This window comes from Streptomyces sp. NPDC021224, from assembly GCF_044332905.1.
In the GTDB taxonomy this organism is placed as follows: Bacteria; Actinomycetota; Actinomycetes; order Streptomycetales; family Streptomycetaceae; genus Actinacidiphila.
Window position 1 is genome coordinate 75,548 of sequence record NZ_JBIRPW010000025.1, and the last position, 12,359, is coordinate 87,906.

6 protein-coding genes are annotated in these 12,359 nt (G+C 72.9%); 3 read left to right on the plus strand and 3 right to left on the minus strand.

The features are described 5' to 3' along the window. The first annotated feature begins 1 nt into the window (after position 1). Positions 2–1,033 carry a methylmalonyl Co-A mutase-associated GTPase MeaB gene (gene meaB, locus ACH4PY_RS35355; RefSeq protein ID WP_398192588.1) on the plus strand — a complete coding sequence of 344 codons (1,032 nt, stop codon included), beginning with the start codon at positions 2–4 and terminating at the stop codon, positions 1,031–1,033. 44 nt (positions 1,034–1,077) lie between these two features. Here meaB and ACH4PY_RS35360 read toward each other — a convergent pair whose 3' ends face one another. Beyond that, a complete protein-coding gene (locus ACH4PY_RS35360) occupies positions 1,078–1,956 on the minus strand; it encodes a LysR family transcriptional regulator (RefSeq protein ID WP_398192601.1) in 879 nt (292 codons plus the stop codon). Positions 1,957–2,035: 79 nt separating this feature from the next. On the opposite strand from ACH4PY_RS35360, the gene ACH4PY_RS35365 reads away from it, so the two are divergent. Next, the gene (locus ACH4PY_RS35365) at positions 2,036–2,959 is read left to right on the plus strand and encodes an EamA family transporter (protein WP_398192590.1); all 924 of its coding nucleotides are present in this window, start codon (positions 2,036–2,038) and stop codon (positions 2,957–2,959) included. Between the two features lie 69 nt (positions 2,960–3,028). On the opposite strand, the gene ACH4PY_RS35370 is transcribed toward ACH4PY_RS35365, so the two are convergent. Continuing rightward, positions 3,029–4,342, minus strand: coding sequence for a dicarboxylate/amino acid:cation symporter (locus tag ACH4PY_RS35370; RefSeq protein WP_398192603.1), 1,314 nt, complete (start codon positions 4,340–4,342; stop codon positions 3,029–3,031). 805 nt (positions 4,343–5,147) lie between these two features. Here ACH4PY_RS35370 and ACH4PY_RS35375 point away from each other — a divergent pair. After that, complete coding sequence (locus ACH4PY_RS35375; RefSeq protein WP_398192591.1) at positions 5,148–6,965, plus strand: adenylyl cyclase; 1,818 nt, start codon at positions 5,148–5,150, stop codon at positions 6,963–6,965. Positions 6,966–7,142: 177 nt separating this feature from the next. Here the strand turns inward: ACH4PY_RS35375 and ACH4PY_RS35380 are convergent. Further along, positions 7,143–12,359 (minus strand): SDR family NAD(P)-dependent oxidoreductase (locus ACH4PY_RS35380; RefSeq protein ID WP_398192593.1); only part of this gene is annotated, 5,217 nt, incomplete at its 5' end.

Consider the following 12,359-nt stretch of genomic DNA (forward strand, 5'->3'; position numbering starts at 1 on the left):
TATGCCCACGTCAAGACCCGCGGCGATCGACGCCGGAGCGTACGCCGAGGGCGTGCTCGAAGGGCGCCGGGCGTTCGTCGCGCGCGCCATCACGCTCGTGGAGTCCGCCCGCCCGGACCACCGCGCCCTGGCGCAGCGGATGCTCACCGAGCTGCTGCCGCACACCGGCGGCGCCCGGCGGATCGGGATCAGCGGGGTGCCGGGGGTGGGAAAGTCCACCTTCATCGATGCCTTCGGCACCCTGCTCACCGGCCTCGGGCACCGCGTCGCGGTGCTCGCCGTCGATCCGTCCTCCACCCGCACCGGCGGCTCCGTCCTCGGCGACAAGACCCGGATGGAGCGGCTGGCCACCGACCCGGCCGCCTTCGTCCGCCCCTCGCCGAGCGCGGGCACACTCGGCGGGGTGGCGCGCGCGACCCGGGAGTCCATGGTCGTCATGGAGGCAGCCGGATATGACGTGGTGCTGGTCGAGACGGTCGGCGTCGGCCAGTCCGAGACGGCCGTGGCCGGCATGGTCGACACCTTCCTGCTGCTCACCCTCGCCCGCACCGGCGACCAGCTCCAGGGCATCAAGAAGGGCGTGCTGGAGCTGGCCGACGTCGTCGCCGTCAACAAGGCGGACGGCCCGCACGAGCGCGACGCCCGCGCCGCCGCCCGCGAACTCGCCGGTGCGCTGCGCCTGATGCAGCCCGCCGACGCCTCCTGGACGCCGCCCGTGCTCACGTGCAGCGCGCGCGAGTCCGCCGGTCTCGACACGGTGTGGGAACGGCTGGAGGCGCACCGCTCCCGGCTCGCGGCGGACGGCGGCCTCGCCGCCAAGCGCCGCGCCCAGCAGGTCGCCTGGGCCTGGTCGACGGCCCGCGACACACTGCTCACCCGCCTCGACACCCACCCCGCGGTCCGCGCCCTGGCCCCCGAGATCGAAGCGGGCCTGCGCGCCGGGACCCTCACGGCGGCGGACGCGGCCGAGCGCCTGCTGCACGCCTTCGACGGCACCGGCGGCCGGACCGGAGGCCTAGCGGACGGCCCCTGAGGGGTACGGCGCCGGTCCCGGCGGGCGAGCGGTACGGGCGGGGGCTACGCCCGCGGATCCACCCCCAGCGCGTCCAGGAAGGCCGCCGCCGCCGGGGTCGGCCCGGAGCGGGACCAGATGACGTACTCCACGCGCGCCGGGGCGTCCGTCACCTCCACCGTCACCACGCCGGTCAGGTTCGGCGCGTACGCGGCCGGGAGCATGGCGACGCCCAGGCCCGGGGCGACCAGCCGCGGGATGAACTCCGCGCTGCTCACCTCGTAGGCGATGTCGCGGCTCAGCCCCGCCGCGGCGAAGGCCTGCTCGGACTGGGCGCGACCCGCGGTCCCGGCGGGCAGCTCCACGAAGGTCTCCCGCGCCAGCCGGGCCAGGCTCACCGCGCGCTCCCCGGCGAGCGGGTGGTCCGGCGCGACCACCGCGACCAGGGCGCCGCGCGCCAGCTCGTGGACGCCGACCCCGTGCGGCACCGCCGTGGTGGGCAGGCCGAGGAAGGCCACGTCCAGGCCGCCGGTCCTGACCTGCTCGATCAGCTCGTCGCTCGCGCCCACCCGCAAGGTGATGCGCACCTGCGGATGCCGTTCGTGGATCTCCCGCAGCGCGCCCGGCACGTCGGCCGCGGTGACCGTCGGGATCGAGCCGACGGCGAGCCGCCCGCGCACCTCGCCGACCGCGGCGGCGACCTCGGCCGCCGCGCGCCCGGCGGCCTCCAGGCACTGCCGGGCGGCCGGGAGGAAGGCCTCGCCCGCCGGGGTGAGCCGCACCCGGCGGCTGGTGCGCTCGAACAGCCGGGCGCCCAGCTCGTGTTCCAGCCGGGCCACCTGGTGGCTCAGCGCGGACTGCACGACGCGGCAGCGCTCGGCGGCGCGGGTGAAGCTGCTGGTTTCCGCGACGGCGATCACGTACCGCATCTGCTGGAGTTCCATGGATCCATCGTGGATCACGATCGATGGTGTGACAAGCATGTGTTGGACTCATCGATCCTGGCGGGCCGAGACTTCCGTCATGACCACGCAATCCATGGCACGGACCCGCGGCACCGTCCGCGGGGATCGGGGGCCGGGCCTGTCGCGTACCGCGCTCACCGCGCTCGCGCCCGCCGTCTGGGGCACCACCTACATCGTCACCACCGAGTTCCTGCCGGACGGGCACCCGCTCTTCGCCGGACTGCTGCGGGCGCTGCCCGCCGGGCTCGTCGCCCTCGCCCTCACCCGCACGCTCCCGCGCGGCGCCTGGTGGGGCAAGGCCGCGGTGCTGGGCGCGCTCAACATCGGGCTGTTCCTGCCGCTGCTCTTCACCGCCGCCGAGCGGCTGCCCGGCGGGGTGGCCGCGACGCTCGGGGCGGGCCAGCCGCTGGCCGTCGCGCTGCTCGCGGCGCCGGTGCTGCACGAGCGGCTGTCACTGTGGCGGATCGGCTGGGGCGTGGCGGGCGCCGCGGGGGTCGGCCTGGTGGTGATCGGGCCGGACGCCGGGCTGGACGGGGTCGGCGTGGCGGCGGGGCTCGCGGGCGCGGTCACGATGGCGCTCGGTGTGACGCTCACCAAGCGCTGGGGGCGCCCGGCGGGGGTGAGCGGCACCGCCTTCGCGGGATGGCAGCTCACCGCGGGCGGCCTGCTCCTGCTGCCGGTGACCTTCCTCGCCGAGGGCGCGCCGCCCGCCGTCGACGGGCGGGCCGCGCTCGGCTACCTCTGGCTGGGACTGGTCGGCGGGCTCCTCACGTACACCCTGTGGTTCCGCGGCATCGGCGCGCTGCCGGTCACCTCGGCCGCCCTGCTCGCGCTGCTCTCGCCGCTGGTCGCCGCCGTGCTGGGCGCCGCGGTGCTGGGCCAGACGCTCGGGCCCGTGCAGCTCGCGGGCTTCCTGCTGGCCCTGGGCGCGCTCGTCGGCGGCCAGCTCCCGCCGCCCGTACGCGGACCCCGGCGGGGGTGAGCGTACGGCCGCGGCCCGGCCCCTCCGAGGGGAGGGACCGGGCCGTGGTGCGCGCAGCGAGGGTGGGGGTCAGACCTCGACCAGCTCGCGGGTCTCGGACTCCACGGCCGGCTCGTCGTCCTCGATGCCGCGCGGGGCGTCGAAGGCGGCGCGGTCCAGGATCTTCTCCCGGGAGGCGACCAGCACCGGCGTCACGATCTGGCCGGTGACGTTGGTGGCGGTGCGCATCATGTCCAGGATCGGGTCGATCGCCAGCAGCAGGCCGACGCCCTCCAGCGGCAGGCCGACCGTGCTCAGGGTCAGCGTCAGCATCACGATGGCACCGGTCAGACCGGCCGTCGCCGCCGAGCCGATCACCGAGACGAACGCGATCAGCAGGTAGTCGCCGATGCCCAGGTGGACGTGGTAGACCTCCGCGACGAAGATCGCCGCGAGCGCCGGGTAGACCGCGGCGCAGCCGTCCATCTTGGTGGTGGCGCCGAAGGGCACCGCGAAGGACGCGTAGTCGCGCGGCACGCCGAGCCGCTCGGCGACCCGCTGGGTGACCGGCATGGTGCCGACCGAGGAGCGGGAGACGAAGGCCAGCTCGATGGCGGGCCAGGCGCCCTTGAAGAAGTTGACCGGGTTGACCTTGCCGACCAGCGCGAGCAGCAGCGGGTAGACCACGAACATCACCAGCGCGCAGCCGACGTACACGTCCACGGTGAAGGTGCCGAGCGGCTTGAGCAGGTCCCAGCCGTAGGTGGCCACCGACTTGCCGATGAGGCCCAGCGTGCCCAGCGGGGCGAGCCGGATGACCCACCACAGCGCCTTCTGCACGACCTCCAGCACGACCTTCGCGAAGTCGATCAGCGGCTCCGCCTTCTCGCCGACCGAGAGCGACGCGGCGCCGATCACGACGGCGAGGAAGACGATCTGCAGCACGTTGGGCTGGCCGAAAGCGTCCACGATGTTCGTCGGGACGATGCCGGTCAGGAAGTCGATCCAGCTGCCCTTGTGCAGCCCGTCCGGCACCGCCCCGGCCTTCAGGTGCACGCCGTCGCCGGGCTTGGTGGCCAGGCCCAGCAGGATGCCGATGGTGACCGCGATGAGCGCGGTGACGCAGAACCACAGCAGGGTGCGCACCGCGAGCCGCGCGGCGTTCGTGACGTTGCGCAGGTTGGTGACGCTGACCAGCACCGCGGTGAAGACCAGCGGGGGCACGGCCAGCTTCAGCAGCTGGACGAAGATGTCGCCGATGCGCGTCAGGGTCTCGGTGAGCCAGTGCACGTCGGCGTCGCGGGCTATGAGGCCCAGCACGACGCCCAGGACCAGACCGGAGATGATCTGCGCCCAGAACGGGATTCTCTTCAGGATGGCAGGCAAGGGGGACTCCTGTGACAGCGCCGGACGCAGCCGGGCACCGCGGGGACGGGGAGGGGACGGAAGGCCGGCGCGGTGCGGGCGGACGCGGTGCTGAGCGGCAGCTCAGGAGCAGGAACGGGCGACCGGGCCGGGGTACGGGTGGAGGCGTCGGCGCGCAGCACGCCATGACGTCACCCCGGGCGACCGGGGACCGCCGGACCGGGGATCGACCGCGGGCGGCGAGGGAGGGACGTCAGCGACGGACGCGCGTCAGCGCATACACAGGTCGCCGTTGCAGTGGCACAGGTCGACATGCAGACGCCACACCAGCGGGGGTTCTCCCGCGGCGCTCATCGCGATGACTCTGTGGGCACTGGACATGGCAGGGAAGATAATGCATTCATTGCACAAATACAAGCTGTCGTGCACGCGCCACCCGCATTCCCGGCGCTCCCGGCGCCGCAGGTCACGGCGCCGCGAAGGCTCCGCCGAATTGACGGGTGATCAATTCCCGTGCCTATTTCCGCGCTTGGCGCGCGGGCCGGTCTTCCCCGGCCTTTCGCCCGTGTCTTCCGGTCCCGCAGTGGCGCGGGGAAGCGCGCGGCCGACCCCCGCCCCGGGGGCGGAGACCCGGCGGCGGTCGGCCGCACCCCCGTACCACGGGACGCCCGGCGCCCAACTTCCCCCGCCCGGTGCGTGATCCGCCCGGATCGTACGACCCTCGGAGAAGCCCGCAGACTTATTGACGCTGCCCACCCACGATGATTCACTCTCGCCCTGAGAGCGCTCTCTCGCGGTCCGGCCCACCGCGCAGTCCTCCTGATCCACCACCACAGGGAGAGCCGTGTCCGTCATTCCCTCTCGCCGATCCGTGCTCCGCGGGGCGGCCGTCGCCGCCGCGGTGCCGCTGGCCGGCGGCATCGCCACCGGTACCGCCCACGCCGCGGCGCCGTCCGCCCGTCCCTGCCCGCCGAAGGGGCACAAGGGCGCGGACCTGGGGCACAACGTCCTCGTCTTCGACCCGTCGATGGGCGACGCGGCGATCCAGGCGCAGGTCGACGCCGTCTTCGCGATCCAGGAGTCCAACCAGTTCGGCGACGAGCGCTACGCGCTGGCCTTCATGCCGGGCACGTACACCGTCGACATCAACGTCGGCTTCTACACGCACGTCCTCGGCCTCGGGGCGAGCCCGTCGGACGTCGTGATCAACGGCCACATCACCGTCGACGCCCAGTGGTTCGACGGCAACGGCACGCAGAACTTCTGGCGCGCCGCCGAGAACCTCACCATCGTGCCGCCGGACGGCCTCAACCGGTGGGCCGTCGCCCAGGCCGGGCCGATGCGCCGGGTGCACGTCAAGGGCGACATGAACCTCATGCCGAGCCCGCCCGGAAACGGATGGTCCAGCGGCGGGTACCTGGCCGACAGCGTCGTGGACGGCGAGGTGCAGTCCGGCTCGCAGCAGCAGTGGATCTCGCGCAACGACACCCTCGGCAGCTGGGTCGGCTCCAACTGGAACATGGTCTTCGTCGGCGTACAGGGCGCGCCCGCCCAGTCCTTCCCGACGCCCCCCATGACGACCGTCGACCGCACCCCGGTCGTACGCGAGAAGCCCTTCCTGACCGTGGACCGGCACGGCGACTACGAGGTCTTCGTCCCCGGGCTGCGCCGCAACAGCACCGGCACCACCTGGGCCGGCGGCCGCGCCGCGGGCAAGAGCATCGCGCTGGACCGCTTCTTCGTGGCCAGGCCCGGCGACTCGGCCACCGAGATCAACCGCGCCCTCGGCAGCGGCCGGCACCTGCTCTTCACGCCCGGCATCTACAACCTGACCTCGCCCATCCGCGTCACCCGCCCCGGCACGGTCGTGCTGGGCCTCGGCTACACGACGCTGCGCTCGGCCCGGAACAACACGCTCATCGAGGTCGCCGACGTCGACGGCGTCACGATCGCCGGCGTGCTCGTCGAGGCCGCGTCCAAGAACACCCCCGTGCTCGTCCGGGTCGGCGAAGGCCGCACCAGGCACCGGCACAGCAACGACCCGACGGTGATCTTCGACCTCTTCGCCCGGATCGGCGGGGCCGTCGCGGGCGGCGCCGGGGTCAGCCTCCAGATCGACAGCAACGACGTCATCTGCGACCACCTGTGGCTGTGGCGCGCGGACCACGGCCTGGACGGCACGGTGGGCTGGACGGTGAACCCGGCCGACACCGGCATCCTCGTCAACGGCGACCACGTCACCACATACGGGCTCTTCGTCGAGCACTACCAGAAGTACGAGGTGCTCTGGAACGGCGAGAGCGGCCGCACGTACTTCTTCCAGAACGAGAACCCGTACGACGTCCCCACCCAGACGGCGTGGGTGCACGGCGGCACCAAGGGCTACGCGTCCTACAAGGTCGCCGGCGACGTCCGCGACCACCTGGCGTGGGGTCTGGGCAGCTACTGCTTCTTCAACCTGGAAGCCGACATCTACACCGACCGGACGTACGAGGTGCCCGACACCCCGGGCGTCGTCTTCACCGACCTGATGACCGTGTGCCTCAACGGCGCGGGCGGCGGCGGCATGCTGCACGCCATCAACGGCTCCGGCGACCCGGTGCAGAACGGCTTCGCCGTCTACAACATGAAGCGCTACTCGAACGGCGTCGCGACCGTCTGACGGCGGCCCGCGGCGCGGACGCACGGCGGGTACCGGGACCGTGGGGGCCCTGGTACCCGCCGTGCGTCGTACGCCCTGCGTCCCGTCGGGCCGCGGCGGGCGGCGTCGGGCGGTCAGCGCCCGGCCGCCGCCCGGAGACAGCGACGGCGGCGCGCCGGCTTCGGTGGGCGAGGCCGGTCAGTTGGCCCCCAGCTCGTTGTCGATGAAGGAGAAGATCTCGTCGTCCGACGCGCTGCCGATCTGGTCGAGCACACCGGGCGCACCGTCCTCGTCCCCCTCGGTCCCGTTCAGCGCCGCGAGCAGCGCGTGCAGCCGGACGGACAACCCGGAGCGTACGTCGTCGGCCGACTGCTTCCTCGCGAACGCCGCCTCGAAGCGGTCGAGTTCGGCGAGCAGCGCGTCGGCCGGGTCCGGCACCGCCTGGGCGAGCAGGTAGGCCGCCAGCGCGGCCGGGGTCGGGTGGTCGAACACCAGCGTCGTGGGCAGCTTCAGCCCGGTGCTCTTGTTGAGCAGGTTGCGCAACTCGACCGCGGTCAGCGAGTCGAAGCCCATGGCGAGGAAGCCCCGGTCGAGATCAAGACCGCTTCCCCCGGAATGCCCCAGCACGGTCCCCACGCTCTCCCGCACCAGATCGAGGACGACCTGCCGCTGCTCCTCCTCGGCGAGCCCGGTGAGCTGGGCGGCGAGCGTCGCCCCGCCGGTGCCGACGGTCCGGTTTCCACCGCTGGCGGGGGAGGTGCGAGCCGCCGCACGGCGGAGGCGCGCCGGGGCGGCGAGGCCCTGGAGTACGAGGGGGCTTTGGTCGTTGAGGTTGGTGGTGTCGAGGTGGGCGGGGGTGAGGGTGGGGTGGGTGGTGGTGAGGGCGGTGTCGAAGAGGGTGAGGCCTTGGGGGGTGGTGAGGGGGGCGATGCCGGTTCGGGCGATGCGGGCGAGGTCGGCTTGGGTGAGGGTGTCGGCCATGCCGCCGGTGGTGCTGTCCCAGAGGCCCCAGGCGAGTGAGGTGGCGGGGAGGTGGTGGGTGTGGCGGTGGTGGGCGAGGGCGTCGAGGTAGGTGTTGGCGGCGGCGTAGTTGGCCTGTCCGGCGTTGCCGGTGATTCCGGTGATGGAGGAGAACAGGACGAACGCGGACAGGTCGAGGTCGCGGGTGAGGTGGTGGAGGTTCCAGGCCGCGTCGACCTTCGGACGCAGGACCTCCGACAGACGCTCCGGCGTCAGACTCTCCAGCAGGGTGTCGGCGAGGACGCCTGCGGTGTGGATGACGGCGGTGAGGGGGTGTTCGGTTGGGACGGTGTCCAGCACGGCGGCTGTTGCCTCATGGTCGGACAGGTCGGCTGCGGCCCATGTGACGTGTGCGCCCAGTTCGGTGAGTTCGGTGGTGAGTTCGTGTGTGCCGGGGGCGTCGGCGCCGCGGCGGCTGACGAGGAGGAGGTGCCTGGCCTGGTGCTGGGTGACGAGGTGGCGGGCGAAGAGGGAGCCCAGGGTGCCGGTGGCGCCGGTCACCAGCACCGTGCCTTCGGGGTCGAGGGTGGTCGGCACGTTCACGGTGGTGTCGGTGGTGGTGGGTGTGAGGTGGGGGGTGTGGGGTGTGGTGTTGCGGTGGGCGGTTTGGGGGTGGTGGTGGGTGGTGGTGAGGGTGTGGGGGGTGAGGGGGTGGTGGTCGAGGTCGAGGAGGGTGAGGCGGTCGGGGTGTTCTGTCTGTGCGGTGCGGACCAGGCCCCAGACGGCTGCTGCGGTGAGGTCGGGGGCGGGGTCGGTGGGGTGGGTTGTGACGGCGTGGCGGGTGACGACGGTCATGTGCCCGTCGGTGTGACCGGGATGCGCCAGCCACGCCTGGAGGGCGGCCAGGGTGTCGGCGAGGACGGCGTGGGTGTGGGCGGGGCCGGCGTCGGGCGGCGAGGGCTGCACGGTGAGCAACACGTGGACGTTCGCGGGGACGTCGTCCAGACCGGTGGCGACGGGCACACCGGTCAGACCGAACGTCTCCGTGCCCAGGATTACCAGCTCACCCGTGTCGTCCTCGGACCCGGCCTCGGCGGTGTCGGGGGTGGGGGTCCAGGTGAGCTGGTAGAGGTCGTCCGCGGGGGTGGGGGCGGGGGTCAGCGCGGCGAGCTGGTCGGTGGTGGTCTCGCGGACGGTGAGGGCGTCGGCGGTGATGACGGGTGTGCCGGTGGGGTCGGTGGCGGTGAGGGCGTGGGTGTTCTCGCCGGTGGTCGTCCAGCGGACGTGCAGGGTGGTGGCGCCGGTGGCGTGGAGGGTGACCCCGCTCCACGCGAACGGCAGCACGACCACCGGCTCACCCGCCCGGTCGTCCAGCAACAGCGCGTGCAGCGCCGCGTCCAGGAGAGCCGGGTGGATACCGAACCCGGCGGTGTCCACACCCTCGACAGGCAGGGTGATCTCGGCGGAGACGTCCCCGTCCGGGTGGCGCCACGCAGCACGCAGGCCCTGGAACAGCGGCCCGTACTCGTAGCCCCGGGCGGCGAGGCGGTCGTAGAGACCGTCGAGGTCAACGGGCTGGGCGTCGGTGGGGGGCCAGGTGCTGTCGGACGGGGCGGGTTCGGGTGTTCCGGTGGTGAGGCGGCCGGTGGCGTGCCGGACCCACGGGCCGTTCCCGTCGTCGGGCCGGGAGTGCACGGCCAGCGCGTATCCGCCCTCGTCCGGAGTGAGGGTGGCCTGGAGCTGGAGGGCCTGGCCTTCGGTGATCACCAGCGGTGCATGGAGGGTGAGGTCTTCGAGGTGTCCGGCGCCCAGGCGGTCACCCGCGGCGACGGCCAGGTCCACGAACGCGGTGCCCGGCAGCAGGACCCTGCCCAGCACCATGTGATCCGCCAGCCACGGCTGCGTGGCGAGGGACAGCCTGCCGGTGAGGACCGCACCGCCTTCGTCGGCCAGGTCCACGGCCGCACCCAGGAGTCCGTGTCCGGCGTCGGCCTGGCCGAGACCGGTCACGTCTCCGGTCACTGCGGGGGCTTCGAGCCAGTAGCGCTGGTGCTGGAAGGCGTAGGTGGGCAGGTCGGTGGTGCGGCCGCCGGTGAGGGCCGGGGTGTGGTCCCAGGTGATGGGGGTTCCGGTGGTCCACAGGTGGGCGAGGGCGGTGAGGAACGTCTCGTCCTCGGGTTTGCCCTTGCGCAGTGCTGCGACAGCCACAGCCTGGTCACCTGTGTCGGTGCTGCTGAGGGTGGTGGTGATGCTGGCGGTCAGGACGGGGTCGGGGCCGAGTTCGAGGTAGGCGGTGACGGCGTGTTCGGTAGCGAGGTGCTGGATGCCGTGGTGGAAGCGGACCGTGCCGCGGATGTGGCGGGCCCAGTACTCCGGTGAGGTCAGCTCCCCGGTGGTGGCCACAACCCCGGTGACGTTGGACAGGACCGGGATCTGCGGGGCCCGGAAGTCCAGGGTCCGGATCTCGCGGGTGAAGTCGTCCAGGACGGTGTCCATGTGGGGCGAGTGGAAGGCGTGGGAGACCGTGAGACGCCGGGTCCGCCGCCCCAGACCACGGAAGTGCGCCGCAACCGCCTCCGCCGCATCCGTGTCACCCGAGACCACCACGGACGTCGGCCCGTTCACCGCGGCCAGCGAGAGCCGTTCGCCGAGCAGGGGCAGCACTTCGTCCTCGGTGGCCTCGACCGCGATCATCGCCCCGCCGGCCCGGGCGGCCTGCATCAGACGTCCCCGTGCGGTGACCAGGCGTGCCGCGTCCGGCAGCGAGAGCACGCCCGCGACGTGGGCGGCGGTCACCTCACCGACCGAGTGGCCGCCCACGACGTGCGGGATCACACCGTAGGACCGGGCCAGTGCGAACAGCGCGGTCTCCACCGCGAACAGCGCGGCCTGCGTGAACAGCGTCTGATCCAGACGCCCGCCGTCCTCCCCGTCCTCGTCCTCCCCGCCGAGGACGACGTCCTTGAGCGGGACCGGCAGGTGCGCGTCCAGCGCGGCGCACACCTCGTCGAAGGCCCGGGCGAACACCGGCTGCGTCTCATACAGTCCGGCGCCCATGCCGGGTCGCTGCGAGCCCTGTCCGGTGAACAGCACCGCCACCCGGCCCTCACCCGCCGCACGGCCCCGCACCACCCCCGGCACCTCGACACCACCGGCGAGCCCGGCCAGACCCGCCAGCAGCCCTTCACGGCCGGACCCCAGCACCACCGCCCGGTCCTCGAACACCGCCCGCGAACCCACCAACGACCGGCCCACATCACCCGGTGACCAGGCCTCGGCCGCCCCGAGCGCCTCCAGCAGCCGCCCGGCCTGCCCGGCAACCGCACCCCCACCCCGACCCGACACCACCCACGGCACCACCGAAGCGACACTCTCGTCCGGCTCGCCCGCGTTACCCTCCGGCGCCGCCTCCTCAAGCACCGGTGCCTGCTCCAGGATCACGTGCGCGTTCGTCCCGCTGATACCGAAGGACGACACCGCAGCACGCCTCGGGCGCCCGGCCTCGTCCCATTCCTGGGCCTCGGTGAGGAGTTCGACGGCGCCGGAGTCCCATTCGACGATCGGGGAGCGTTCTTCTGCGTGGAGGGTCTGGGGCATGATGCCGTGTCGGATGGCCTGCACCATCTTGATCACGCCTGCGACGCCGGCGGCGGCCTGCGTGTGTCCGATGTTGGACTTGATGGAGCCCAGCCACAGCGGGCGGTCCTCCGACCGCCCCTGCCCGTAGGTCGCCAGCAGCGCCTGCGCCTCGATCGGGTCGCCCAGGCGCGTACCCGTTCCGTGCGCCTCGACGACGTCGACGTCGAGGGTGGTGAGGTGGGCGTTCGCCAGCGCCTGACGGATGACGCGTTCCTGCGAGGGACCGTTGGGTGCGGTGAGGCCGTTGGAGGCGCCGTCCTGGTTGACCGCACTGCCACGCACTACCGCCAGCACAGGGTGGCCGAGGCGCTGGGCGTCGGACAGCCGCTCGACGAGGAGTACGCCGACGCCTTCGCCCCAGCCCGTGCCGTCGGCGTCGGCGGAGAACGCCTTGCAGCGGCCGTCCGCCGACAGCCCGCGCTGGCGGCTGAACTCCACGAAGGTGGTCGGGGTCGACATCACGGTCACGCCCCCGACGACGGCCAGAGTGCATTCGCCCTGACGGAGGGACTGCCCTGCCAGGTGCAGGGCGACCAGCGAGGAGGAGCAGGCCGTGTCGATCGTCACCGCCGGGCCCTCCAGCCCGAAGGTGTACGCGAGCCGACCGGAGATGACGCTGGAGGCGTTACCCGTCAGCAAAAAACCTTCGAAGTTCTCGGGTGCCTTCGGCAGTCGGGAGCTGTAGTCGTTGTACATCACGCCGGCGAACACTCCGCCGCGCGTGCCGCGCACCGTGGTGGGGTTGATGCCGGCGCGTTCGAAGGCTTCCCAGGTGGTTTCGAGGAGGAGGCGTTGTTGGGGGTCGCTGGCGGTGGC

Coding starts and splice junctions, on each gene's coding strand:
- meaB (WP_398192588.1), top strand. CDS start 2: ATGCCCACGTCAAGACCCGCGGCGATCGACGCCGGAGCGTACGCCGAG.
- ACH4PY_RS35360 (WP_398192601.1), bottom strand. CDS start 1,956: ATGGAACTCCAGCAGATGCGGTACGTGATCGCCGTCGCGGAAACCAGC.
- ACH4PY_RS35365 (WP_398192590.1), top strand. CDS start 2,036: ATGACCACGCAATCCATGGCACGGACCCGCGGCACCGTCCGCGGGGAT.